22 protein-coding genes, 1 tRNA gene and 1 riboswitch are annotated in these 25,646 nt (G+C 66.5%); of the genes, 8 read left to right on the top strand and 15 right to left on the bottom strand.

The features are described 5' to 3' along the window. Positions 1-190 precede the first annotated feature (190 nt). From Q0J57_RS00995 to Q0J57_RS00925, 15 genes are all read right to left on the bottom strand, one after another. Positions 191-1,156: a radical SAM protein gene (locus Q0J57_RS00995; protein ID WP_297215883.1), complete on the bottom strand. Its 966-nt coding sequence runs from the start codon at positions 1,154-1,156 to the stop codon at positions 191-193. Positions 1,157-1,470: 314 nt separating this feature from the next. Further along, complete coding sequence (locus Q0J57_RS00990) at positions 1,471-1,974, bottom strand: cob(I)yrinic acid a,c-diamide adenosyltransferase (protein WP_297215880.1); 504 nt, start codon at positions 1,972-1,974, stop codon at positions 1,471-1,473. Between the two features lie 73 nt (positions 1,975-2,047). Beyond that, positions 2,048-2,647, bottom strand: a complete 600-nt coding sequence (locus Q0J57_RS00985; protein ID WP_297215878.1) for a bifunctional adenosylcobinamide kinase/adenosylcobinamide-phosphate guanylyltransferase — start codon at positions 2,645-2,647, stop codon at positions 2,048-2,050. Then, positions 2,634-3,548 carry a cobamide remodeling phosphodiesterase CbiR gene (gene cbiR / locus Q0J57_RS00980; protein WP_297215875.1) on the bottom strand — a complete coding sequence of 305 codons (915 nt, stop codon included), beginning with the start codon at positions 3,546-3,548 and terminating at the stop codon, positions 2,634-2,636. The genes Q0J57_RS00985 and cbiR overlap by 14 nt, the downstream gene beginning before the upstream one ends. Before the next feature lie 29 nt (positions 3,549-3,577). Next, entirely contained in the window at positions 3,578-4,321 is a 744-nt protein-coding gene (cobS, locus tag Q0J57_RS00975) for an adenosylcobinamide-GDP ribazoletransferase (RefSeq protein ID WP_297215872.1), read from the bottom strand. Positions 4,322-4,438: 117 nt separating this feature from the next. Continuing rightward, positions 4,439-5,422 (bottom strand): adenosylcobinamide-phosphate synthase CbiB, encoded by a 984-nt coding sequence (cbiB, locus tag Q0J57_RS00970; protein ID WP_297215869.1) that lies wholly within the window; start codon positions 5,420-5,422, stop codon positions 4,439-4,441. Then, positions 5,419-8,049, bottom strand: coding sequence for a cobyric acid synthase (locus Q0J57_RS00965; protein WP_297215865.1), 2,631 nt, complete (start codon positions 8,047-8,049; stop codon positions 5,419-5,421). Before Q0J57_RS00965 ends, cbiB begins: the two co-directional genes overlap by 4 nt. Beyond that, entirely contained in the window at positions 8,046-10,058 is a 2,013-nt protein-coding gene (locus Q0J57_RS00960; protein ID WP_297215862.1) for a cobyrinate a,c-diamide synthase, read from the bottom strand. Before Q0J57_RS00960 ends, Q0J57_RS00965 begins: the two co-directional genes overlap by 4 nt. A gap of 93 nt (positions 10,059-10,151) precedes the next feature. Continuing rightward, complete coding sequence (cobM, locus tag Q0J57_RS00955; RefSeq protein ID WP_297215859.1) at positions 10,152-12,764, bottom strand: precorrin-4 C(11)-methyltransferase; 2,613 nt, start codon at positions 12,762-12,764, stop codon at positions 10,152-10,154. Continuing rightward, a complete protein-coding gene (gene cbiD / locus Q0J57_RS00950; RefSeq protein WP_297215856.1) occupies positions 12,748-15,291 on the bottom strand; it encodes a cobalt-precorrin-5B (C(1))-methyltransferase CbiD in 2,544 nt (847 codons plus the stop codon). Before cbiD ends, cobM begins: the two co-directional genes overlap by 17 nt. Positions 15,292-15,356: 65 nt before the next feature. Next, on the bottom strand, positions 15,357-15,998 hold the full coding sequence (locus Q0J57_RS00945; protein ID WP_297215853.1) for a precorrin-8X methylmutase: 642 nt from the start codon (positions 15,996-15,998) through the stop codon (positions 15,357-15,359). Between the two features lie 42 nt (positions 15,999-16,040). After that, entirely contained in the window at positions 16,041-17,219 is a 1,179-nt protein-coding gene (locus Q0J57_RS00940; RefSeq protein ID WP_297215850.1) for a hypothetical protein, read from the bottom strand. Then, complete coding sequence (gene cobI / locus Q0J57_RS00935) at positions 17,216-17,917, bottom strand: precorrin-2 C(20)-methyltransferase (RefSeq protein WP_297215846.1); 702 nt, start codon at positions 17,915-17,917, stop codon at positions 17,216-17,218. The genes Q0J57_RS00940 and cobI overlap by 4 nt, the downstream gene beginning before the upstream one ends. A gap of 215 nt (positions 17,918-18,132) precedes the next feature. Continuing rightward, positions 18,133-19,023 carry a sirohydrochlorin cobaltochelatase gene (locus Q0J57_RS00930; RefSeq protein ID WP_297215843.1) on the bottom strand — a complete coding sequence of 297 codons (891 nt, stop codon included), beginning with the start codon at positions 19,021-19,023 and terminating at the stop codon, positions 18,133-18,135. Between the two features lie 509 nt (positions 19,024-19,532). Then, a riboswitch (cobalamin riboswitch) is annotated at positions 19,533-19,721 on the bottom strand. A 70-nt stretch (positions 19,722-19,791) separates the two neighbouring features. Continuing rightward, positions 19,792-19,867, bottom strand: a tRNA-Ala gene (locus Q0J57_RS00925). Positions 19,868-20,064: 197 nt separating this feature from the next. On the opposite strand from Q0J57_RS00925, the gene Q0J57_RS00920 reads away from it, so the two are divergent. The 8 genes from Q0J57_RS00920 to Q0J57_RS00885 all read left to right on the top strand — a co-directional run bounded on the left by Q0J57_RS00920 (position 20,065) and on the right by Q0J57_RS00885 (position 25,558). Next, on the top strand, positions 20,065-20,724 hold the full coding sequence (locus Q0J57_RS00920; protein ID WP_297215840.1) for an RlmE family RNA methyltransferase: 660 nt from the start codon (positions 20,065-20,067) through the stop codon (positions 20,722-20,724). A gap of 126 nt (positions 20,725-20,850) precedes the next feature. After that, positions 20,851-21,582: a YebC/PmpR family DNA-binding transcriptional regulator gene (locus Q0J57_RS00915; protein WP_297215837.1), complete on the top strand. Its 732-nt coding sequence runs from the start codon at positions 20,851-20,853 to the stop codon at positions 21,580-21,582. 229 nt (positions 21,583-21,811) lie between these two features. Beyond that, a complete protein-coding gene (gene ruvC, locus Q0J57_RS00910; protein WP_297215834.1) occupies positions 21,812-22,336 on the top strand; it encodes a crossover junction endodeoxyribonuclease RuvC in 525 nt (174 codons plus the stop codon). A gap of 22 nt (positions 22,337-22,358) precedes the next feature. Next, entirely contained in the window at positions 22,359-22,955 is a 597-nt protein-coding gene (locus tag Q0J57_RS00905; protein WP_297215831.1) for a manganese efflux pump MntP family protein, read from the top strand. A 312-nt stretch (positions 22,956-23,267) separates the two neighbouring features. After that, a complete protein-coding gene (locus tag Q0J57_RS00900; protein ID WP_297215829.1) occupies positions 23,268-23,519 on the top strand; it encodes a DUF4177 domain-containing protein in 252 nt (83 codons plus the stop codon). Between the two features lie 369 nt (positions 23,520-23,888). Next, positions 23,889-24,299, top strand: a complete 411-nt coding sequence (locus Q0J57_RS00895; protein WP_297215826.1) for an OsmC family protein — start codon at positions 23,889-23,891, stop codon at positions 24,297-24,299. A gap of 319 nt (positions 24,300-24,618) precedes the next feature. Then, entirely contained in the window at positions 24,619-25,029 is a 411-nt protein-coding gene (locus Q0J57_RS00890) for an OsmC family protein (RefSeq protein WP_297215823.1), read from the top strand. A gap of 118 nt (positions 25,030-25,147) precedes the next feature. Then, positions 25,148-25,558, top strand: coding sequence for an OsmC family protein (locus Q0J57_RS00885; RefSeq protein WP_297215820.1), 411 nt, complete (start codon positions 25,148-25,150; stop codon positions 25,556-25,558). Positions 25,559-25,646: the final 88 nt, after the last annotated feature.

Below are 25,646 nucleotides of genomic sequence, written 5' to 3'. Positions count from 1 at the left end.
GTCGTTTTGGTGCAGACTCCGGGTATGGCGCGGGTCAGAATGGCGCCCGGATGGCGCCCGGGAAGCGTTCGGGACTTCCGGGCCGTTCCCGGCGCCTTGGCACGGGGACGACAAGGGCAGGATGCCCTGCGTCTGGATGGCGCCCTGGAAGGCGCGCCCGCTGTGTCAGAGGGCGGCCTGTCCCTGCCGGCTAGACCGTGCGCAGCTCACAGGCGGAATAGAAGACCTCGCCGTCCTGGGGCAGGGTGACGGCCTTGCCGTCAGCCACCAGCAGTTCCAGATGCTTGATGGCTTCGGTCACATGGATATTGAGGCCGGCCGCCACGCCCGCCGCCGTACAGGGGCGGCGTTCGATGAGGGCCAGAATGTCCTCGTCCCGAATCTGGGTGCGGAAGGTGGTGTGCGCCATGTCATCAAGATGTTCGGCAATGATTTCCACCGGGCAGGGCAGGGCGGCGGCAAGGCGCTGCCGGATTTCCAGCAGCCGCGGGGCGGGCACGGGTCTGGCCCAGCTTTCCGCCGGGGGGCGGCAGACACTGTTGACCTGCACCTTGTGCGGACGGATGCGCACGGCATGGGCCGCAATGGCGTCCACGGCATCGTTTCCATCGCTGATGCCGCCCAGCAGCATGACTTCCAGCCATATCTGCCCGGCGTAGTGATCACGGAAGGCATAGAGTCCGTCCAGGATCTGTTCAAAGGTCAGGGGGGCCACGTAGCGGTTCACCCGGTTCAGCAGGGCGGCATCGCCGCCATCCAGCGAGGGGATGACCACATCGGCCTGGGCCAGGTCCTCGCAGACCTCGGGCATCCAGAGCAGCGAACCATTGGTGAAGACCGCCACGGGCACATCGCTCATGGCCTTGATGCCCCGGATGATGTCGCCCAGGCCGGCATGCAGGGTGGGTTCGCCGGAACCGGCAAAGCTGATATAGTCCGGCCGGTCTCCCGTGGCCAGCTTGCGGCGGATTTCGTCAAGAATGGCCGCGGTGGGCACGTATTCCCGGCGCTGGATGGTGTGGGTGGTGGTATGCCCGAGCTGGCAGTACACACAGTCAAAGGAACAGGTCTTGAAGGTCAGGCCGTCCACACCCAGCGAGCGCCCGAGGCGGCGGGAGGGCACCGGTCCGTAGACATGGTGAAAGGCAGTCGTCATGGTTTTCTCCCTGCGGTGGCAGATGGTTTGCGGCAATGCCCGGCGTACCCGACAAGCGGTTTTGCTGCGGGGTGCGCCACGGGAAAAGGCGCGGCGCAAGCCTAGTCTTCCCCTGAAGCGCTGTCAACGCGGCCCGGGGCTGCCGCTGCGGTCTAGGCATGACCTCCGTGGCCGTGCGTGTGCGCTGTGGCGTCCGGGGCAGGGTCCGCTGCGGGCTGTACGTGCCGCCGGGGACAGAGCATCCGGCCGCACCGGCCTTTCCCGCGCCGGGCCGGCGCGGGGACGCATGGCGGGAGCCTGTGGCGCTGCCTGTGCTAGAATTCGATGCCGCGCTGGGCCGTGATGCCCTTTTGCCAGGGGTGCTTTACCTCGCCCATGTCCGTCACCAGATCGGCGCGCTGCACCAGCCAGTCCGGGGCATCGCGCCCGGAAAGCACAAGATGGCAGGCGGCGCGGCCGGCGGCGTCCATGAGCGCTTCCAGCTCGTCCCGGCGCAGCAGGCCGGCACGCAGGGCATAGAGGCTTTCGTCCAAAATCAGCATATCCAGGCGGTCCAGCCTGTCCATGGCCCAGACCAGCACCTGCTCGGCCGCGCGGCGATGGGCAGGGACGTCTTCTTCCCTGCGCAGAAAGCCTTTGCCGCCGGCAAGAAAGTCGGCCCCCAGCAGACGGGCAAGCATGACCTGTTCCCCTGCGCCCACGTCCTTTTTCATGAACTGGCCAAAGGCCACGCGCATGTTCTGCCCCAGGGCGCGCAGGGCCTGCCCCACGCAGGCCGAGGTCTTGCCCTTGCCCGTGCCGGTATAGACAAGAATCATGACAACTCCTTTGGGGCGGCAGTGTCCGGCCGCCTCGTCAGTATCCTGTAGTGTCCCGTATGCCCCCAGGTGCTCATGCCGGCGGCAGGCCCGGTTCCAGAGGCAGCAGGCGTCCGGCCAGCACCAGCCAGGCCGTGCCGGCATGGGTGCCCAGCAGCTGATTGGCCAGCCCCAGGCCATCGGCATACTGCCGGCTCAGGGCATCGGCGGCCACGCCGCCCAGGCCCACTTCGCCGGATACCACAATCCACTGGCAGGGCAGGCGCTGCATGAGGTGCAGCAGGTCCCGGACATCCGCTGTCACGGCCTGCTCAAAGGCGGTCTGATCCGGCGGATTGGGCAGGGAAAACAGCAGATTGCATACCCACAGGGTCACGCAGTCCAGCAAAACCGTGGGGCGCGCCGTCCGGGACGGCAGGCTGGTATGCAGCGCCGCAAGGGCGCGTTCAATGGCCGGCGCCGGATGCAGAGGGCATTCCAGCGTGTGCCAGTGTGCCGGGCGGCGCTCACGATGCCGGCGGATGCGTTCACACATGGCCGGGTCTTCCGGCCGGGCCTCGGCTGTGGCCACATAGAGCACCGGCCCGCCGGTGCGCAGGGCCTGTGCTTCGGCCAGCGCGCTCTTGCCGCTGCGCGTGCCGCCGAGGTAAAGGGTCAGATCAGGCAGGAGCATGGCAGGTCTCCGTATGGCAATAGCGTTTCCAGGAGCGCAGCAGCACAGCGCGGGAACGGAGAAATTCCGTCAGGGAAAAGACCTCAAGGGTCAGCACGCCCCGGTACGCGCTGCGCCACAGCCGGTGCATGACGGCATCGATGCAGGCTGTCGGCATGGCATCCAGCGCCCCGTGGTCCCGCGGCTGCGGACCGAAGTCGCTCAGGCTGCGGACCGGGACGGCAAAGGGCGGCGTCGTGTGCCGGGGCCGCAGGCCATGCAGATGGATGACCCGCAGGCGCGGCAGCCAGCGTTCCAGCCAGGGAACGGGATTTTCATGGTCCTTCCAGAGGTGGCCGATGTCGGCACAGCGGGAAAACGGCCGGTCCTCCAGCCACTGATCCCAGAAGTCCGGGCAGAAGCCTTCCAAATTTTCGATGGCCAGCTGTCGCGGGTCCGGCAGCAGGTCCGCAATCTGGTCCAGGGCATCGCGGGTCCGGAGACGCTGTTCCGCCGTGAGCATGGCAGGTTCCATCCGCCTGTTACGCCGCTTTCCCGTGCGATGCTGCCGCAGGCAGGCAAAGTCCACGTGCAGCACAAAGCTGTGCGGCTGCAAGGGAGCGGAGCGCGCAACGGCCATGCGGACCGCGCGCACCAGACGCCGGGTACTTTCGGCGCTGCTGCAATCGCTTGCCGTGGGCAGATGCACATGCAGGCGGCTGCCCGTGGCCTCAAGAACGGCCGCCATCTGGTCCACATCCTGTGCAGCGGGAAGATATTCGCCCTGGGCGCCGCATTCCAGCAGGAGCAGGGCAATATCCTCGCAGAGGGGGGCGGCAAAGCGCAGGGCCGGCACATAGTCCGCCGGCAGCAGAAAGGAGGTGGCGCCCAGAGTCATTCCGGGCAGGGCAAGGCGCTTCATGAACGGCTCCTGTGCAGCGGTCTGCGCCCTCAGGCGCAGCAGACCAGCAGTATGACGGCTTCGCACACTTCCACCAGACAGCCGAAAACATCCCCTGTCATGCCGCCGATGCGCCGTCTGGCCGTGCGCAGCAGCAGAACTGCCGTCAGCAGGGCCAGCAGCAGGGCCAGCAGCCCCTGCCAGCCATTGCTCAGGCTGAGCGCCAGCGTCAGCAGCAGGGCCAGCAGATAGTGCCGGCCACGGATGCCGTGATACATGGCGCTGCCCAGTCCGCCGGGACGGGCACAGGGCAGGCGCAGCCCCAGAAAGGTGAGGCTGCGGGCCACGGTGCTTGCCATGCAGCAGACAGCCAGCAGGGACCAGAAGCCGCCGGGGCCGTCAGCCTGCCGGGCCAGGGACGCAAGGGCGGCAATCTTCAGGGCCAGGACCAGAAACAGGGCCGTGCCGCCGAAGGTTCCCAGGCGGGAATCCTTCATGATTTCCAGGCGTCGGGCCGGGGGCGCCTCCACCAGCAGACCGTCGCCACAGTCCGCCACGCCGTCAAGATGCAGACCGCCGGTGAGGGCCACCCAGGCCAGACAGGTCAGCACCCCGCAGGGCAGGGGGGGCAGCAGCTGCATGGTGACCCAGAGCACGCAGGCCAGCAGCGTACCCAGCACCAGACCCACAGCGGGAAAGCAGGCAAGAAGGCCGTTCAGCGTGGGCGGCAGCGGCGCAGAGCCTACGGGCAACCGGGTAAAGAAGGCCAGAGCGGCACGAAAACAGGATAGCATGGCATCTCCATGGGCAGACTACAGGGGCAGGAAGTCTTCCGGCCACCGGGAAAAACGGGCATCTGACGGATGGCGGCCCCCGCACAGCAGGGTCTGCCGCAGCCTGTGGCCGACAGCCTAGGCCGTCAGCCCCAGGCAGATACCGCCCGCCAGGGCAAAAAGGACCGTGGCCGTCCACATGAGCCGCACGGCCCGGTGGATATGGCGGGGCGTGACCTGCGTTGTGCCCTGCCCCAGCCACGGATGGGGCACATACAGGCTGCCGTAGGTGGCCGGACCGCCCAGCCGCAGGCCCAGCGCGCCGGCAAAGGCGGCTTCGCTCCAGGCCGAATTGGGACTTTCATGGGCATGCCGGTGGCGCCACCCCTGAACAAGAGCCTGGCAGGCGCTGGCGCCGGGCACCAGCAGGGCGGCCAGCACCACGCAGGGCAGGGCCAGGCGGGCGGGCAGCCAGTTGAGCACATCATCCAGCCGGGCCGCGGCGGTACCGAAATTCCGGTAGACAGCATTGCGCTTGCCCCACATGGCGTCCAGCACATTGGCGGCCCGGTGCATGACGGCACAGGCCGCAGCGCCGGTTTCCCCCCAGAGCAACAGGCCAAGCCCGGCCCAGAACAGCGTGCCCAGCACGCCGTCGGTAAGATTTTCGGCCACACTTTCCACGCAGGCCCGCCCCACACCAGCGGTATCCAGGGTTTCCGTCCGTCGTCCCACCAGCAGGGAAACGGCCCGGCGGGCCTGTGGCAGGTCCTGGCGGCGCAGGGGGGCAGCCACGCGCAGGGCGTGTTCCGCCAGGCTGCGTGGCGCCAGACAAAAATAGACCAGCAGCACGCCGGCGGCCCAGGCCGGCCATGTCCCGGCCAGGGAGGCCAGCCGCACCGCCAGACAGGCCGGCAGCAGGCAGGCCGCGAGAACCAGCAGACAGGCCAGCAGGCCGCGCAGGGTCATGCCCGGCCCGCTGTCGCCCCGCCGGAGGCCTTCTTCCATGCGCAGGGCCAGCCAGCCCATGCCGCAGACAGGGTGCCAGCGGGAGGGAGCTTCCCCCAGCAGCCTGTCCAGCAGCAGGCTTGCGGGCAGAAAGAGCAGGGCTGCCGTACTCATTTCAGCCCCATGGTACGGTAGATGGCTGCCATGTCGCACTGTTCCCGTACCACGTCCGCCAGGCGGTCCAGCTCCTTTTCCAGATCATAGCTGGCAAGCTGCCGTCCCTGGGGCGCAAGGCCCACCTGGGCACGCACATGGTCCAGCCAGGCCCGGCGAAAGGCGTCATCGTCAAAGACGCCGTGCAGATAGGTGGCCCAGCTCTGCCGGCAACCATAGCCGCAGACGTGATCCTCCGGGTTGCCGGCGTCGCAGCGCACAAAGAGCGGCCGGACCTCAGGACCGGGAATGGTGCGGCCGTGGTGAATCTCGTAGCCGCCGGTGGGAACGCCCAGCGGGCTGTGCACCCGCAAAACGCGCTTCAGCGTCTTGCGGGCGGCAAAGGTGGTGTGCAGGTCCAGAATGCCCAGACCGCGGGTCTCTGCTGCGGCGGATTCCACGCCGTCCGGGTCGCTCAGGGTCCGGCCCATGATTTGCAAGCCGCCGCAGATGCCGAACAGCCATTTTCCCTGTGCGGCATGGTCCAGGATTTTCTGGTCCAGCCCCAGCTGCCGCAGGTGCAGCAGGTCGTTCACCACGCTTTTGGAGCCGGGCAGCATGACCACATGCGGATGGCCCCAGTCCTCCACCTGGCGCACGGGGCGCAGGCGCACGTCCGGCTCCATGGCCAGCGGCGCAAAGTCCGTAAAGTTGGATACATGCGGCAGCATGATCACGGCAATGTCCAGCACGCCCTGCGGAGCCGGTCCGGGGTCCGCCTTTTCCCAGGAGAAGCCCGCCATGTCCTCTTCGGGAATGCGCAGCCGGGGAATGTAGGGAATGACGCCCAGGACGGGAACCCCGGTCTGCTGGAGCATGAAGTCATGCGCCGGGGCCAGCAGACTGGCATCGCCCCGGAAGCGGTTGACCACATAGCCGTGCAGCAGGCGGCGTTCCTCTGCCGTGAAGGTGAGCCAGGTGCCCAGGAAGGCGGCATAGACGCCACCCCGGTCAATGTCGCCCACCAGCAGCACAGAAGCGCCGGCATGGCGGGCCATGCGCATGTTCACCATATCGTGCTGCTTGAGGTTGATTTCGCCGGGGCTGCCTGCGCCTTCCAGCACCATGACCTGATGTTCGGCGGCCAGGCTGTCATAGGCGCTGGCGACATGCTGCCACAGCGCATTCCTGCGGCAGAAATAGTCCCGCACGCCCATGTGCCCCAGGGGTTTGCCCAGCAGAATCACCTGTGATCCGGTCTGGGAGTGGGGCTTGAGCAGCAGGGGATTCATGCGGGCATCGGGGTCCACGCCGGCAGCCTGGGCCTGGACGATCTGGGCGCGGCCCATTTCCTCCCCCCGGGCCGTGACGCCGGAATTGAGCGACATGTTCTGCGCCTTGAAGGGCGCCACGTCATAGCCGTCCTGCCGGAGAATGCGGCAGAAGGCCGCGGCCAGCAGGCTCTTGCCCGCACTGGAGGATGTGCCCTGCACCATGAGGGCCGGTGTCTGCCGGCGGGAAGGGGCGAGAGCCGCAGGGGCCGGTCGGCCGCCGGGCAGGATGGCTGCCAGTGCCCTGGCCAGCCGGGCATGCTCCTGCGGAAAGCGCACGGCAGCGCGAAACCAGCCGCCCTTTTCCATGCCGTGATAGTTGGCGCAGTCCCGCACGGCCATACCGTAGCGGCGCAGCAACTGGTCGTTGAGGTCAGCGGGGGCCTGTGCACAGCGAAAAAGCACGTAATTGGCTGCCGAGGGCAGCACCTCCACCCCGGGCAGGGCGGAAAGCGCCGTCACCAGGTCCTGGCGGCGGGCGGCATTCCGGGCACGGGTTTCTGCCGCAAAGGAAGAGGTGTCATCCAGCGCGGCCACGGCGGCGGCCAGGGCCAGGGCATTGACATTCCAGGCCGGCAGCTCTTCCTGCACGGCGGCCGCCAGCTCGCGCGGCGCAGCCAGATAGCCCAGGCGCAGACCGGGCAGGGCATGAAATTTGGTGAGGGAACGCAGCACCACCACATGCTCCGGCAGCCGGGCCAGCAGGGAAACCTCCTCATCCGGCCCCGCGTATTCGATGAAGGCCTCGTCAATGATCCAGAGCAGGTCGGGCCGCTGTTCCAGCAGGCGGCACATGACTTCCCGCGGGCGGAACAGGCCGGAGGGATTGCCTGGATTGGCCAGAAAAAGGGCGCTGCCGCGGGGCACGCTTGCAAGGGCCGCATCCAGCGCCGGCCCGTCACAGGGGCGGCCCGGCAGGCACAGGGCAGCATGGTCCTGTATGCGCGTCAGGGCAATGCCCGCCCGCCGGCAGGCCAGGGCATATTCGCTGAAGGCCGGTTCCACCACGCAGGCCTGCGTCAGGCCGCGCCGTTTGAGCGCGCGGGCCAGGGCGTGAATGAGTTCATTGCTGCCGTTGCCGAAGACAAAGCGGTCTGCGGGCAGGCCATGACGCCTGGCGGCGGCATCGCGGGCTTCTTCGGCATGGGGGGAAGGATAGGCTCCCAGGTCCTCGGCATGGCGCAGCAGGGCGCCCTGCAGAAAGGCCGGCATGCCTTCCGGGCGCACGTTGACGCTGAAATCCAGCAGGCTGGAAGCGTCCCTGCCTGCGGTGCGGCTCATGGCGTGGCGGTCGCCGCCGTGGGCATCGGCCTTCATGGCGTACCTCGTTTGTCTGCAAGGGGAAAGGGGGGTGTGTGGCGGGCAAGGAGAACCGCCAGCACGCAGGCGGCGCACTGTCGGGGCGTGGTTCGCGTGGTATCCACCCGGACATCCGCCCGCAGGGCGGCATGAATCTGTCGGGCCTGCCGGGCGGCGTGGGGCCAGTCCGGGCTGCGGTCGCGGCGGTGCAGTTCCCGGCGGCGCAGTTCCTGAGGGGCACATTCCACCTGTACCGCAAGCACGGGCAGGCCGTGAAGGCGGTGAAAAAGGTCGTCCACCCAGCGGGGACTTTCGCCGATGACATGGTCCGCGATGACCCAGGCCCCGGCCCGGGCCGCGGCGGCAATGGCCGCGTGAAAGGTTTCGATGAGCGGCAGGCCCGTTTTGTCCAGAGCGGCCAGCACCGATTCCTGGCCGCCCGTGGCCGCCCGCAACAGCTGATCCATGGACAGCACCAGGCTGTGCTGCCCGTGCTCTTCCAGAAGCAGGGCTTGCAGGGCACGGGAAAGGCTGCTCTTGCCGGCGCTGGATGGGCCGTTGAGCAGGATGACCTGCCCCCCTGCCCCGGCGGGGCTGGTGCAGGGGCTGGCCGGTGCGGCGTGGCACGGGGCGGCACGGTCTGGTGCGGCGGGGACGGCATCTGCCGCCGGCGTGTCCGTTCCCCAGTACAGATGAATGTAGCCGGCACGGACATTGCCGTGCACTACGCCCCGGGGCTGCTGGCCCTGCCGGCTGTGCACCGTGTACAGGGGGGCGTAGGGCCGGTGCAGCTCGATGCGCGACCAGTGGAACTCGTGCCCCCGCAACCGGCGGCAGGGCAGGCCAAAGGGCGCCTCGGCCAGCAGGTCCACCTCGCGGTAGCCCAGGGAACGCAGCCGGCCTTCCATGTGGGCCGTGGCCTCAAGAACGCCGCACATGGGCCAGCGCCGCAGCGCTGTTTGCCCGTCGCCGGGGGCGCCGTGCGCGGTGGGGGCGGTCCACAGCTCCTGGCACAGGTAGATGAAGCCGCCGCATTCGGCATAGATTTCGCCGCCCTGTGCGGCAAAGTCCCGGATGGCCCGGCGCATGGCCGTATTGGCGGACAGGCGGTCCGCAAAGACTTCGGGATAGCCCCCGCCCAGATAGATGGCGTCAAGGGCCGGCGGCAGGGCCGTATCTGCCAGCGGAGAAAAGGGCAGCAGTTCCCAGCCGTGCGCCTGGAGGGCACGCTGGTTGGCCTCGTAATAAAAGCAGAAGGCATGATCCCTGGCCACGGCCATGCGCCGGACAGGGGCCGGCAGCGGCGTTGCCGCCGGCGGGGCGGGCCGGGGCATCCGGGTGCGGTCCAGCAGCGCATCCAGCTCCAGATGACGTGCGGCGGCCTGGCCCAGGCTGTCCAGCCACTGCGGGGAGCGGGCCGCTTCGGGGGCCGGCAGCAGACCCAGCTGGCGCTGCGGCAGCACCCAGTCCGCATGACGCGGCAGGGCGCCCAGCAGGGGCGGCAGATGGGCCTGTTCCAGCGCGCGGCGCAGCAGGTCCGCATGGCGGGGGCTGCCCACATTATTGGCGATGACGCCGGCCATGCGCACGCCCAGATGGGCGGCATGCCAGGCAAAGCCTTGCACCAGCGCAGCCAGGGACTGGGCCATGCCCCGGACATTGCAGACCAGAACGACCGGCAGGCCCAGCGCGCGGGCGCAGTCCACGCTGCTGCCCGCCAGGTCTCCGGGGTCGCGGCCGTCCAGAAGTCCCATGACGCCTTCACAGATGGCCACATCCGCATCCTGGACATGCCTGTCCCAGAGCTGACGCACGCCCTGCTGTCCCATCATCCAGGTATCCACATTCCAGGAAGGGCGGCCTGTGGCCTGGGTGTGGAAGGTGGGATCCACATAGTCCGGGCCGCACTTGAAGCCCTGCACGCGCAGGCCGCGCAGCACCAGTGCCCGCATGATGGCCGTGCAGAGCGTGGTCTTGCCCTCGCCGGAGCGGGGAGCCGCCAGACAGAACGCATGAAAATCCGTCATGACAACGACCTTCCTGCCGGGGCGGTCCCACGGCTGCGGAAACGATATCTGCCCGGAGGGACGCAGACCGCCGCCCAGAGCCGCCGCATGCCCTCAGCAATCGCGGGACAGGTATTTTTCCGCATAGCCGCGAGCCTCATAGAGCACGTCTCCTTCACGAATGGTGCGCGCACTGCCCAGGATAACCAGGGTGGACATGTCCACCTCCTGGACGGGAAAGTCGGCCAGCCGGCCGATCCAGCGCTGTTCCTGCGGACGTCCCGCATGCTTGACCCAGGCACAGAGCAGATCCTTGCCGCGTTCCTCCCGGAAAATGTCCAGCGCTTCCCCGAGCAGCTGGCGGCGCTTGCGGCCTGCCGGATTGTACAGGACAGCGGGCAGGGCGGAACGGGCCGCGGCACGGAGGTTGCGGCGCACCTCGTCGGCGGGCACCAGCAGGTCCGAAAGGCTGATCAGCGAAAAGCCGTTCTGCAGGGGGGCGCCCAGCGATGCCGCGGCGATGCTGGCCGCCGTGATGCCCGGCAGTACCGTGATGGGTACCGTGCGGAAGGCCTCTTCGCGGGAACGCAGCTCGTACAGCAGGCCCGCCATGGCCAGAATGCCGGGGTCGCCGGAACAGACCATGCAGACCGTATGCCCGGCGGCGGCACATTCCAGGGTGCGGCGGCAGCGTTCCACCTCGCCCCGCATGCCGTTCTGGATCACGTCCCGGTTGCCGATGCGCTGCCGGATGAAATCCAGGTAGGGGCCGTAACCGGCAATGACATCGCTTTGTTCCAGGGCGGCCAGGACCTGCGGGGTGATGTGCTCCGGCGCGCCGGAGCCGAGTCCCACCACCCAGACCCGGCCGCATTGCTGTGCGGGGGCTGCCGTATGGGGCAGGCGGGCCAGGGCCAGCGTCACGTCCTGTCCCACATGCTTGGGCCGGACAAGGCGGCCCCCCTTGCCGGCAGAGAGCAGGCAGGCCGCTTCACATACCGAGGCCGTGCCCACCCGTGCTCGCACGGTTTCCGAAGGCGTGGGCACGGGCACGGCATCCAGGGCGGCGGCCGTGTGCAGGTCCAGGGGAACCTGCCAGCGGGCGGCAAGCTGGCCTATGGCCTCGTCATGGGCCTTGATGTCGCAGGTGGCCAGGCGGGCAATCTGGCGGGGCGTCAGCCCCAGACCGGCCAGAAAGTCCTCGGCCTGCCGGTGCAGACTTGCCGGAGACAGGCCGCGGCGGCAGCCCAGACCCAGCACATAGGCCCGGCTGGTAATGTCCAGATGTTCCACGCCGGGGGGCAGGCTGCCCTCCGCATCCCAGAGAACGGCACGCGGCGTGTGGACCTCGTCGGCCCGCCGGGCAAAGACAAGCTGGTCCGTATTGGCGAAATGCTGGTCATAGATGGCGCGCGGCCCGCAGAAGGTCATGCGCTCGCCGCGCAGCAGGGCCGCGTTGAAAGAGCGAAGGGCATTGGTGGTGAGCACCCGCGCCCGGTGCAGGGCCGCCACGTCGTCAAAGGCCGGCAGGCCGTTCACATCCGTGGCCGTGCTCACCACGGCCTGTCCGCCGGTGATGCGGGCCACGCGGCGGGCCAGCCGGTTGGCGCCGCCCAGATGCCCGGAAGTGAGGCTGATGACATGGCTGCCGTTTTCCGGGCAGGCCAGCACGGCGGGGTCCGTGGTCTTGTCTTCCAGCAGTGGCGCTATCTTGCGCACGGCAATGCCCGTGGCGCTGATGAAGATATGGGCAGCAAACTGGTGCCAGCTGGCGCGCAGGGTCGCGTCCAGTTCCTGGCTGCGCAGCAGCACCACATTGTCCGCCGGGGCGCCATTGCCGTCCGGCGCACAGGTGCTGTGGATCACCGCCGGCAGGCCGAGGCCCGCGACAATGTCCCTGGCGCGGGCAAGGCCGCCGGGAGTGAAGGCGTACAGGGCGCAGCGTCCGTCAAAGAATTCGTCAGGCAGCTGGTTGCGGTAACCGTGGGAAAAGGGCGCGGCATACAGGCAGGACTGTCCGTCGCCGGCCTGGAGCGCCTGCCCCACCAGAATGAGGGCCTGCCGGCCCAGGCCGGCCTCCTGCACCTGGCGGGCAAGGGTGTCCACACGGCCGCGCAGGATGCGCTGGTCCGGCCAGGAGGCCCGATAGACCACAGCCGCCGGCGTATGGGGGGGCAGGCCCCCTTCCTGCATGAGCCGGTCCATGAGTGACGCCACCTTGCCCGTGCTGAGAAAGAAGACCAGGGTGGCGCCGGTACGGGCAAAGGCGGCGGCATCTTCGGACGCGGGCATGGGCGTGCGCCCGGGCGTGCGGGTCAGCACCACGCTCTGGCTGCCGCCAGGGCTGGTCAGCTCGCAGCCCAGCGCGGCGGCTGCGGCAAAGACGCTGCTTACGCCGGGCACCATGCGGCAGGCGATGCCGTGCGCTTCCAGGGCGCGCATCTGTTCCTGAATGGCGCCGTACAGGCTGGGGTCGCCGGTATGCAGGCGCACCACCTTCTGGCCGGCTTCGGCGGCTTCGCGCAGGCAGCGTACCTGTTCCTCCAGGGTCATGGAGGCGCTGTCGCGGCACTGGCAGCCGGCCTTGCAGCAGGTCAGCAGGGCGGTATTGACCAGCGAACCGGCATAGAGAACAAGGTCCGCCTCTTCAAGAAGGCGCCTGCCGCGCAGGGTGATGAGGTCTTCCGCGCCAGGTCCGGCGCCCACAAAGCTAACGTGAGGATACATCCCGTGCCTCTTTCTGGAAGATGACGATGTGAATGGTATTGTGCGGCTTCAGATAACGATGCATGCGGGCAATGCTGTCTTCTTCGGCCACGTCAAGGCGGCAAATCCCCGTGCGATGTTCCGGCTGCCAGGTCAGCAGGGCATTCAGGCTTTGCAGGGTGACGGAACTGGCCGCCAGCAGTCCCCCCGGCCGCAGGCGGGCCATGCAGGCCGTGAGCAGTTGCGGCAGTTCCTGGCCGCCGCCGCCAAGAAAGATGCGGTCGGGATCGGGCAGCGCCTCCGCCGCACCGGCCGGCAGGCGGACGAGTGGCAGGGCCTCGCCCGTGCGGACGTGGTAGTTGCCCACCCCGAGCCGGGAGGCATTGCGGACCATCATGGCCGCCCGCGCGGCCTGACGTTCCACCCCGATGACACGCAGCCCGGGGCAGAGGGCCGCGGCCTCCAGCCCCACGGAGCCGCTGCCCGCCCCCAGGTCCCAGAGGGTGCCCCAGTGCGGCAGGCGCAGGCGGGACAGGATGACGGCCCGCACATCCGGGGCGGTGATGAGCCGGGCCTCGTGCTCGTAGGTATCGACAGGCAGGCCCAGGGCCAGCAGGGGCGGTGCTGCCGGGCGCTGGGGGGCGTCGGCCTCATGCTCCAGCAGCACCAGCATCGAGGTGGGGCCGCAGGGCGTGGCGGCAATGTCCCGCAGGGGCGCACACAGCAGGCGCTCGTCCGCGCTGCCCAGGCGTTCGGCCATGACGGCGGCACGGCTGCCGGCGGCGGGGTGTACCGCCAGCACGGCGCGGGCAATGGCATCGGCCGTATGGCGGCTACCGGCATAGGTCACGCTAAGGGGCCACTGGACGATTTGCCGGGCCGGGATGGCCTCGCCGGCATGGACGCAGAACAGTCTGGCCTCCTGCCACGGGCGTCCCAGGCGGTGGAACAGGGCCTGAAAGGCCGTGATGCCGGCATGGTAGATGATGTGGTCACCGGGCCGGGCCAGCGAGGCCAGCGTGCCGCCGATGCCGTGATACAGGGCATCACCCGATGCCAGCACCGCGATGTGCTGGCCGGTGCGGCTGCGTTGCAGCAGGTCTTCGGCCTGCTGGCGGGCATGCCCTGCAAGAATCTGCCGTTCCCGCAGGGGCAGGGGGCAGGCGTCCAGCAGGTGGCGCGCTCCGTAGACGGCATGGGCCTGGACCAGCAGGTCCCGCGTGGGGCGGTCTTCCGGAAAGGAGATGCCGCAGGAAATGACATCCACCTGTCCGTTGCACTGGTGTTCCGCCTGCATGAAATAGGTCTCTCCCACCTGTTCCAGAGCATCGGCCAGGCGGACGGCAGGCTGCGGCTTTTCGTCCGGGGGCAGGGCTTCCGTGGCGGGCGGCGTGGCTGCCGGCAGCGTGGACGGGCCGGCCGGCCGCATGTCCTCAAGAAGCAGGCGGCCGTCCGCAGCAAAAACCAGCAGACGCAGGAGCATGGGGGAGGCACAGTGGGCCGCCAGCTGTTCCAGCGCCAGATGCGCCAGGCGGCGCAGCAGGGCCTTTTGCGTGGTGTCCGGCAGGAGAAGCAGGGCCTCGCGCACGGATGCGCAGTGCGCCAGGCGGCGTTTCAGGGCCGTGTCCTCGGCCGTGTCTCCAGACAGCAGGCGGCATGCCTCGTCGCACAGCAGGGCCATGTCCTGCCGGCCTTCGCGGGCGTGGGTATTGCGGAAGCCCGCGGCGTACTTGCAGAGCTTGCCGGCCATGCAGGCAATGGTCACGTCCTGCATCCGTTGCCGGCAGGCGGCGTCCAGGCTGGCGGCAATGAAGTCGCCGATGCAGACAAAGGCGCTTTCGGGAAGCTGCGGCAGGTGGCCTCGCGCTCCCCTAAGGGTGCGGCCGCCGGTGCAGAAGACCATGCTGCTGCCGCCGCTGCGGGCATGGCCGGCCACGCACAGGCGGATGGTGGCCAGATAGGCGGCATGGCTGTAGGGACGCACCAGGCCCGTGGTACCCAGGATGGACAGGCCGTCCCTTATGCCCAGCTGGGGATTGAGGGTATGCACGGCCAGTGCCCTGCCTTCGGGAATGGCAATTTCCAGCAGCCAGCAGCCGCTGCGCAGCCCTGCCCGCTGCACATTGTCCACAATCATGTGCCGGGGGCCGCTGTTGATGGCCCAGTGCCCCGGCAGACAGTCCAGACCGGGGCGGGTGCAGAGGCCCACGCCCGTGCCGCCGCGCAGGATGAGCATCCCCTCGGCCAGCGGCAGGCAGTAGTCCTCCGGGCGGGCTTCTGCCGGTGTGGCGGCACGCAGGCAGGCGCAGACCGTGGCCCCGTGGGTGCAGTCCGGATCGTCGCCGCCATTCTTGCGGATGGCCGCCAGATAGGGCGGGGGCGGCGTCAGCAGGGGCAGTTCGCGCACCTTGCCGTCCGGGAAATGCAGGCGCACGCTGGCGGGGGCCTGCCGGTGGCGCAGGCGCAGCCAGGCGGCCACGGCCACGGCCGCGGCGCAGGCTCCCGTGGAATAGCCCCAGCGCAGGCGGGTATGCTCGTTGTTGTTCATGGCAAAAAGGGGGCGACAGGTTTGTTCCGCCGGGGCGGCATCACGCCGTGCGGCCCGTCGGCGTTTCAGGCGCTTTCCATGATGGCATGCAGGGTGGCAACGGCCAGGGCGCTGCCGCCGCGCCGGCCTTCCAGCACAATCTGCGGCACGGGACAGCGGGCCAGCAGTTCCTTGGCTTCCACCACATTCACAAAGCCCACGGGCATGCCCACCACCAGGGCCGGGCGGATGTCCTCTTCCAGAATATAGCGGGCAATGCGCGCCAGGGCCAGCGGGGCATTGCCGATGAGCACGATGCTTCCCGGCAGCATGGGGCGGGCCTTTTCGGCGCTGCACAGGGCACGGGCGCATCCTTCGGCACGGGCGCGGGCCGCCACGTCCAGATCGCCGATGTGGCAGTGCAGGTCATCTGCGCTGTAGTCCGGATGCAGGCGGCGCAGCCGCTCCAGGGACAGGCCGGACCGCAGCATGCGCGAATCCGTGAAGATGGGGGCATGCCGCCGCAGGGCGCGCAGCCCGGCATGGATGGCATCATGCCGGAAAACCAGGTTGTCCGCCACTGTCAGATCGGCGGTGGTATGGATGAGGCGGCGGGCCACGCGCCATTCTTCCACGGGCAGGGTGGCACAGAGCGGGCTTTCCGCCTCGATGCGGCGGAAACTTTCCTGCTCTATTTCCGCAGCGCTGAGATGCCAGCGAATTTCCATGACAGTTTCCTTGCTGTGTGCCGATGTGCGCACAGACGCGGGCTAAGAGGTACAGAGCATGGCGCCGATGACAAGCGCCATGCCCGCCAGGGTCACCAGAAAACGGGAAAGCTGCATGCCCAGCACAATGGTGAGGGCCACGGGTACCGGAAAGATGCCCATGGCCGTGGGCAGATTGCGCCGCAGCGTGCGAAAGGGATTGCCCACGGCACTGCCCGCCAGCATGGCCAGCAGAATCTGGGCATTGTCAATGAGTCCCTGGGCGTGCAGATGGGCCGCCACGGCCGAGGACTGGACAAGGCCCCCCATCTGTGCCGCCACAATGGAAAGCAGCTCCACGGGAAAGATGGCCGTCACGCTGGCCGGCAGGCGCTGTTCCCAGATGTCCAGCGCGCCGCTCTTGAGCAGCCATTCCATACCCAGCATGAGGGGAACCGTCAGGCAGAGCATGCGGAAAAGCAGGGAAAACATGCGCTCCAGGGCCTTGCTGACGGCCCGTTTCCAGCTCAGGGCCGGCTGTTCCGGCAGGGAATCCTCCAGGCAGCAGACATCACCATGGCCGGCCACATACCAGCGGTTCCAGAGCAGCACCCCCAGCAGCACCAGAAAGCCGCCCGTGAACTGGATGCCGAAATAGAGCAGCCCCGGCAGGCCGATGGCCCCCACTACGGGATACATGACCCGCAGGGAATGGGAGACATAGGCCAGATAGCTGTTGGCCATGCCGCCGGCAATGAGGGCCGAGGTCTGGATATGGCCCTCGGCATGACTGCTGACCAGCATGCTGTTGGCAGCCGCATTGGAACACAGGGCACTGGGCATGGCCAGTCCCACGATTTCGGGCAGCCGGGCCATGCGGCTCAGGCGGCGCATGACGCGGGCAAAGCACAGGTGCCAGCGCCGGGCCTCGATGAGGCCGCCCAGAAAGGCGGCTGTTCCCACAATGGCAAACAGGCGGGCAAAGCCGAGCAGCCTGGCCGCCACCGGCGAGCGACTGCCCGCATGGTGCCGCCGGGAGGGCACGGCAGGGGCGGACTGAACAGCGCGCTCCGCAAGAACGGGCTGCCGGGCAGGTGCCGCCTGCCCCGTGACCGGGGGGCTGGCCGTATGCGGTCGCCCGGCGGGCATGGTGAGCATGAGCCAGGTGGAAAGCCCTGTGGCCAGCACCAGGCAGACAAGCCACCCGGGGCGCTTCCAGGGAGGGCCATGCCGCTTGTTCATTGTTTTTTGACCATGATGAGCGAAAGATAGGCTTCGGGGCGCTGCTCAATGGCCGCGGCATCGCGAAGGATGACCTCGTCCGGCATGGCGAGGTGTTCGCCATAGAGAATATCCACCTGCTCCTCGCGGGCCAGCCTGTCCAGAAGGGCCTTGCGGCTGCGATAGGTCTTGAGCAGCACCGTGGTGGAGCCGGGGGGAAAGGTGATCTCTTCGGCCATTTCTGGACGGAACGAGGGGATGACGCGCAGCTCCTGGCCGTTTTCCACCAGGACGGTTCCGGCTCTGGCGGCAATGGTGACAAAGGAGGTGATGCCCGGCACGATTTCCACGGCAAGTTCGGGCAGCCGGGCACGGAGCAGGGGCAGCACATAGCCGAAGGTGCTGTAGGTCATGGCATCGCCCAGGGTGGCAAAGGCGCAGTTCCGGCCGGCACGCAGCTCGTCCAGGATGGCGGCGGCATTGGCTTCCACCTGCGCCTGGCGTTCGGCCGTCCGGCGGGACATGCTGAAGACAAGCTGGCGTATTTCGCCCCGGGGCGACAGGGATTCCACCACGCTGCGGGAGACGCTGTCCGTGGCATGCGCAGAAATGACGGTGAAGATGACGTCCACACTGCGCAGAACTTCCGCCGCACGGAGTGTCAGGTACCGGGGATCGCCGGGGCCGATGCCCACGCCGTACAGGTTGCCGAGCTTCATGCTGCCATCCTTTTCAGAAAGAGCTGGGGTGACGCGGGCCGTGAGCAGGCCAGCGGAAAATGCGTGGCAGTGCAGGTTGGCGGGAAAGGGCGCACGCGCCGCTTCGCCTTCACGCACAGGCCAGCGCAGGGTAATCCTTTTTCCGTTTGAAAAAAAGTCCGGCTTCCGGTATGCCGCAGCGGCCCTGCACCGTGGCGGCGCAGGGCCGTGGTCCGTTAGGGCTTTACCGGTTCCCGTACCAGATCATCCCGGCTTTCACGGGCGTGGCGCACGAATACGGCCCGCACGCCGGCAATCTCGCCCAGGCCCAGCAGGCGGCTCTTCACGGTATAGCCCGCGTGCCGCAGGCGGGACGCCCAGCTGTCTTCCTCGCTGCCGGCAAGGTCATTGCGGGCGTGGTCGCCGGCCACCACCATGAAGGGTTGCAGCCAGAGTGTGCCGGCGCCACGTTTTTTCAGGTCCGCGCACACGGCCGCAAAGTCCCGGCTGCCTTCCACCGTGCCCATGACCACCAGCGGGTCTTCCTCGGCAAACATGGCCCGGACGCCTTCAAGCGCCACGTCGGCGCGGCCGTGCTCCTGGCCGTGCCCCATGAGCACAAGGGCTTCGCCGGGCCTGCGTTGCGAGGCCGCGCTGTCCAGGACGGCACGGATCACGTCATGGGCATCCTGGCGGGAATCCAGCAGGGGGCGCCCGAAGTAGACGGCGTCAAAGCGGCCGGCATGCGCCTTGACATCCAGCAGCACGGCCCGTTCCAGGGCCGAAAATTCTTCCCCTGCCAGCACGTGCAGGGACTGTACCCGCACCACCCGCACGCCCTTGCGGGCAAGGGCTTCCAGCCCCTGGCCGATGCTGCCCACGGGCTGTCCCTGCTCTGCCAGCTTTTTGCGGATAATCTGGGAGGTATAGGCCCATTCCACCGGCGCCTGGGGAAAGGCTGCCCGAAAATCCCTGTCCAGGGCGGTCAGGGCCGCACGAGCTTCCGGTACGGTGGTGCCAAAGGCCACAAGCAGAATGCCCTCGCGCGGGGCGGCGTCGACCCGGGCCTGGAACAGGCAGCAGAGCAGCAGGGCCGTGAGAAGGATGCCAGAGGTTTTGCGCAGCATAGGTTCTCCTTTTGCAGTACGGGTAACGGGCAGCACACTGCCCGGAAAGGAAGGACCCCGGCGGAACGCGGAAGGCAGAAGACTGTCGCCGCGGCAAAGGCTGCATGCAGGAACAAGCCGCAGGCGTATGCCCCCGCCCCCGGGAGCACGGACCGGGATCATGCCGGCAGACGGCGTGCTGCCGTCAGCAGAGCACGGATGACAGAGACAACGCAGGCGGCAGGGACCGCCACGTCATGGGCAGGGGAGAAAGGGGCCGTGCCCGCAGCGGGTGCTGCTTCCGGGCGTAAGGGCAGAAGCGCAGCAGCCGCAGGAGGGCAGCAGCATGAAGGGGAAGCAAAACGGGAAGCGAAGCGTCCGCCGCCTGGGGCAGACGCCCGCGGCGGGCAGACAGGGCAGGGCGCGGGAAAAAGGGTACGGTCTTGCCGTACCGCCACCGGCAGCGCGGGAAAGGATACATGGCAACCTCCTGTTCAGACCTCGTGAACATGTTGCAGAAATGCCCCTGCGGGGGCAGCAACGATTCGGGCTGGCTTCCCGGCTTAAGGTTCATCCTTCCCCGCGCCTTCCCGCGACAGTATGTCGCAGTGGCATGATGCGGAGTCGTCCCCTATCACGGTTGCGGGCCAGCGTCGGCTTTTCACCGAACTTTCCAATTCTTCCGACCGGCGTCGGACACCCGAATCGTCCAGGCTGCGGCAACGGGGCCGCATGCCTGCCGTAAACGGCAGGAGGCATGACCATTGTCATGCCTCCCGTTATGTTCTTTGGTGGAGAAGAGGAGACTTGAACTCCCGGCCCCCGCCTTGCGAAGGCGATGCTCTCCCAGCTGAGCTACTTCCCCACGGGGCACAATTGCTTGCGCAGGTTCGTTTTCTATCCCCGTGGCCGGCCGCTGTCAAGCGCTTTCTGCCGGGGGCGGGAAATCCTTCCGGCGGCGCCCTGTGCCCGGCGGGCGGGGTGGCGTTCTTCTGCGGAAAGGCGCGTTTCGGGGCTTGGCCTTTGCACGGAAAAAGGCTATGCTTGCCCTCCGGCAAAACTATGAAAGAATATCGCGATCATTATTTTCTGAAAGCCAAGCGGGAAAACTACCCGGCGCGCTCCGTCTACAAGCTCAAGGAGCTGGATGCCAAGTTCAGGCTGTTTCGCCAGGGGATGCGCGTGCTGGACCTCGGGGCCGCTCCGGGGTCATGGTCTCTGGGCGCAGCGGAGAAGATCGGCCCGCGTGGCCGGGTGCTAGGCTGTGACATCCAGACCACGGAAACGGCCTTCCCGCCGCAGGTGACCTTTCTGCAGGAAGATGTCTTTCAGCGTTCCGCAGCGTTCGAAGATCTGCTCCGGCAGACGGGGCCGTTTGATGTGGTGATGAGCGACATGGCGCCGCGCACCACGGGCACCAAGTTCACGGATCAGGCCCGCTCGCTGGAACTGGCCTGCGAGGCGCTCAACGTGGCCTGCCTGTACCTGCGGCCCGGGGGCAGCTTTGTGGTCAAGATATTCATGGGGCCTGACGTGCAGGAGCTGTTGCAGCCCATGCGCAGGGCCTTTCGTTCGGTCAAGTCCTTCAAGCCCAAGAGTTCCCGTGCCGAAAGCAAGGAAACCTTCTTTGTGGGCATGGACTTCCGGGCCGAAGCTGCCGTGCGTCCGCAGGACGCCGCGGGGGGCGCCGTTCCGGCTGCCCCTGATCCCGTCACGGAATAAGCGGACCATGCCGGCGGGGCGCCGGCATGCGATCCGGGTATTTTGGCGCATCGCCTGTGCGGTGAGCCTGTTTTTTTATCATGAGCCGCCGCAGGGCGGCCGAACGTAGCGAGTTTCGGAGGTTGTATGTCTGGGCATAGCAAATGGGCCAATATCCAGCACCGCAAGGGCCGTCAGGACGCCAAGCGCGGCAAGGTCTTTACCAAGGCCGCCAAGGAAATCATCATTGCTGCCAAGAACGGTGGCGATCCGGCGGGCAATCCCCGTCTGCGCGCGGCCATTGCGGCGGCCAAGGCCGTCAACCTGCCCAAGGACAAGATCGAGGCGGCTATCCGCAAGGGGACTGGCGAGGATGCCGGCGGCGACCTCACCGAATGCTTTTACGAAGGCTACGGCCCCGCGGGCATTGCCATCATGGTGGAAGTGGCCACGGACAACAAGAACCGCACCGTGGCCGAAGTGCGCCACCTCTTCACCAAGCACGGCGGCAGCCTGGGCACCGACGGCAGCGTGAGCTGGATGTTTGACCGCAAGGGCGTCATCACGGTGGACAAGGCCGCCTACAGCGAAGATCAGATCATGGAAGTGGCCATGGAAGCCGGCGCCGATGACGTGATCGACGATGAAGACGTGTGGACCCTGCAAACGGCCATGGCCGATTTTGCCGCTGTGCGCGATGCGCTGGAAAGCGCCGGTGTGGCCATGCAGTCCGCCGAACTGGCCATGGTGCCCCAGAATCTGGTGCCCGTGGATGCTGACGCCGCCCAGAAGGTGCTGCGCCTCATGGACGCCCTGGACGATAACGACGACGTGCAGAACGTCTATGCCAACGCCGACTTCCCGGACGACGTGGAATAGTCGTTGCCGACGGCCTTCCGCAAGGAGGGCCGGGCGCCGGCCGGAGCAAGACGTCTGTCTGTCCGCCTGCGGCACGGCCGCGGGGAAGGGCATGCCACAGGGCGTTCCCTCCGTGCCGTGAATGGTTTTACAGGGGAGGAGTGCGGGTGTTCTCTGGAACATCGCCTCTTCCCCTTGCTGTTTTCTGGTATCCGGCCTGCGGGCCGCAGTCATGCCGGGAGGATGAATCATGCCCGCTTCTGTCAGTCATGCTCCCGTGACGGTCATGGGAATCGATCCCGGTTCGCAGCGTACCGGCTGGGGCATTGTGCGCGAGGTTTCCGGGGTGCTGCACCTGGTGGACTGCGGCATCATCCGTACCACGGCCGGGGGCGACACGGCCTTTTCCCAGCGGCTGGCCTGCATCTACCGCGAGCTGGTGGCGGTGCTGCGGCGCTGCTCTCCCGCGGAAGCCGCCATCGAGCAGGTGTTCACGGCCCGCAATGCGGCCAGCGCCCTCAAGCTGGGGCAGGCCCGTGGCGTGGCCGTGGCGGCCTGCGCGGCCTGCGGCATTCCCGTGAGCGACTATGAACCCACGCTGATCAAGAAGACGCTGGTGGGGACGGGCCGGGCGGAAAAGGAACAGGTGGCCTTCATGGTGCGCCGCCTGCTCAATGTGCGCGGCGAAGGCTGGGCGCTGGATACCTCCGATGCCCTGGGGGTGGCCATCTGCCATCTGACCATGCGCCGTTTTGCCCTGCTGCAACAACGCTGACGCCTGCGGTTTTGAGGTGTGCATGTCATTTCTTACGGTTTTTCTGCTGGCTGTGGCTCTTTCGCTGGATGCCTTCACCGTGGCCGTGGCTTCCGGCTGTGCCCTGCGGGATGTGCAGATGCGGCACTACCTGCGCGTGGGAGGGGCCTTTGGCTTCTTTCAGTTTGCCATGCCGGTGCTGGGCTGGATGCTGGGACAGTCCGTGCATCAGTACATCGCGGCCTGGGATCACTGGGTGGCCTTTGTCCTGCTGGCCTGGGTGGGCGGCAATATGCTGTACGGCGCCTGGAAGGACTTCCGCCATGGTGATACCGACGCCGAGGACTGCCACGGCGACGGCAGCGATCCCACGGCATGGCGCAATCTGCTGGTGCTGGGCGTGGCCACCAGCATTGACGCACTGGCTGTGGGCCTGACCTTTGCCATGACGGATACCCCCGTGCTCTGGCCGTCGCTAGTCATTGGCGGCGTCTGTTTTGTCATTTCCGCCGTGGGGCTTCATCTGGGCCGGCTGCTTGCCGGCCTGGCCGTGTTGCAGCGCTGGGCCGGCCTGCTGGGCGGGCTGGTGCTGCTGGGCATCGGCCTGCGCGTGCTCTGGCAGGACGGGGTTTTCGGCTAGTGCGCTAATATAAATGGTATATCCAAGGCATTTTTTGGCTGCTGATGATGGGCTATGCTAGTCTATTGCTCTTCTTCGTGCCCCGTTCATGTGACGGAGAGGCAGGAGAGCATGCCTCTGCGTCCAGGATGGATTGAGCTTGGTGAAATTCGTTTATCCCTCTGTAATATAATGTAATTTTTTGATAAAAATATATAAACACATATTGACAATCAATTTTATATATAATAAATGCATTTATATAAAATAGTTGAAATATGTTGGGTTTGCATGCCTTAGTAAGGTCTCAGGCATGAGATAATGGAGGGAAAAATGACAGAAAATTTAATTGTACGTGTGGCGTTGTCTGGTGGTCTTATTGGTCTACTTTTTACCAATCCCAGTCGTGCGCTGCAAAACGTGATAGATGAGCATAACAAGGCCGGTTGGCGCGTCCATCAGATCCTTCCACATTCCACCCGCAATATTTTTATGATGCTTTTAAGCCTCTTGGTTTTGGTAGTTACGCTTGGTATATGGACTTTTGGAGCTGGGTATATCATTCTCCTCGAAAGGCAGAAATAGGTTTGCTTTGTGACTGGTAAATCAGGATAAAACAATATTCTTTTTTATATTATCTATTATCTCACAACATTATAAGAGTCCAGCTGTGCGCATACGATAGCGATAGCTGGACTTTTTTGATTGTTGGCAATTGTTATATATATTTATCATAGAATAGGTTTGCTTTGTAAATATGATTAGGAAGCTCTATGAACGTATTATTGGATATTTTCCTCTTCTCCCGTGCTGCGGGAACGGGCGTTGCCTGCCCGTGAGCGGGGGACCGCTCCTGCCTGTGGCAAAGGTGGCGGGAATCTGCTATGGCCTGCATGAGGTCCTGCCGGCGCCATCCGGCACGGCAGGGCGCCACGGTCTAACCAAGGAGGACATATGGCAACGGTGACAGGAACCTATTGCGGCGATCTGCGTGTCGAGTGCCGTCACGAGCAGAGCGGCGCCACGCTGATGACCGATGCGCCGGTGGACAATTGCGGCAAGGGGCAGGCCTTTTCGCCCACGGACCTGGTGGGGGCGGCCCTGGGCGCCTGCGCCATGACCATCATCGGCATTTATGCCCAGAACCACGGACTGGATGTGACCGGCATGACCATGGAGGTGACCAAGACCATGAGTGCCAATCCTCGCCGCATCGGCAGGCTGGAAGTGGTCTTTACCATGCCCCGGCGGGCCTATTCGGACAAGGAACGGGCCAGCATAGAACGGGCCGCTCATACCTGCCCCGTGCACATGAGCCTTTCGGCGGACATGGAACAGGTGTTTACCTTTGTCTGGCCGGACTAGGGCCTGCTAACACGCATTGAAAATACAGACTGCACATACCGTTTGAACGGTGCGTGCCGCATGGCCCTTGTCCTTCCTGAAAAAGCGCGTTGGGGGAAGGATGGGGGGCCTGGGGGGAAGGAAACACCCCTTGCGCGCTAGCCAAGGGGGTTTCCTTCCCCCCCAGAAGAACAATTTCGTTTCGCGCTAACGCGCCCTGGCCGGCCGCAGGGAAACAGGACGGCCGTGCCCCCGCAGGGGGCGCCGGCACCGTGCGGCAATGCCATGGACGGGCAAAGGGCGCCGGCAGCGCCTGCCCCTGCCCTGTAAAGGAGGAAGTATGCCCACGCTGACAGGAATCTATCGCGGTGGTCTGCGCGTGGAATGTCGCCACCAGCAGAGCGGCGCCACGCTGGTGACCGATGGCCCGGCGGACAGTGGCGGCAGAGGACAGAGCTTTTCGCCCACGGACCTGGTGGCGGCAGCGCTGGCTGCCTGCGCCAGCACCGTCATCGGCATCTATGCCCAGAACCACGGGGTGGATGTGAGTGGCATGTCCGTGGCGGTAAACGAGACCATGAGCACCACACCTCACCGCATCGGCAGGCTGGAGGTGGTCTTTACCATGCCCCGGCGGGCCTATTCGGCCAAGGAAAAGATCAGCATTGAACGGGCTGCGCACAGCTGTGCCGTGCACAGAAGTCTGCATGACAGCGTGGAGCAGGTCTTTACCTTTGTCTGGCCCGAATAGCCGGGGAGGGGCTGCCCGTCTCCCCGCGGCGGGGAATGCCGGGCCGTTTTCCAAACGTCATTTCCGGTGGCCAGCCAGCGGTCAGCGCCTGTCTGTGGCCGCCAGAGGGAGAGAATACATGACCACGGCAACAGGAACCTATCTTGGGGATTTGCGGATAGCCTGCCGGCATGAGCGGAGCGGAACCGTCATCATGGCCGAGGCGCCTGAGGAAAATGGCGGCAGGGGGCAGTCCTTTTCCCCTTCCGATCTGGTGTGCATGGGGCTGGGCGCCTGCGCCATGAATCTCATCGGCCGGTACGCCAGGGACAGGCACATTGATGTGCAGGGCATGACCGTGAGCGTGACCAAGCACATGGCGGCGCAGGGAAAGCGCATCGAGCGGGTGGAGCTGCTTTTCACCATGCCTGCCCGGTCCTATACGGAAGAGCAGAAGGCCGCCATGGAGCATGCAGCCCATACCTGCCCTGTGCATCAGAGCCTGCATCCTGACATGAAGAAGGATGTCCGTTTTCTCTGGCAGGACTGATAGTTTTGACAATACGGTAACGACGGCGGTGCCTGACAGGCACCGCCGTCGTGCATTCATGGGTTGTGCGCCGTTTTTCGTCAGGGAA

The organism is uncultured Desulfovibrio sp., assembly GCF_944324505.1.
In the GTDB taxonomy this organism is placed as follows: Bacteria; Desulfobacterota; Desulfovibrionia; order Desulfovibrionales; family Desulfovibrionaceae; genus Desulfovibrio.
This window is presented reverse-complemented; position numbering and strand designations above follow the sequence as displayed.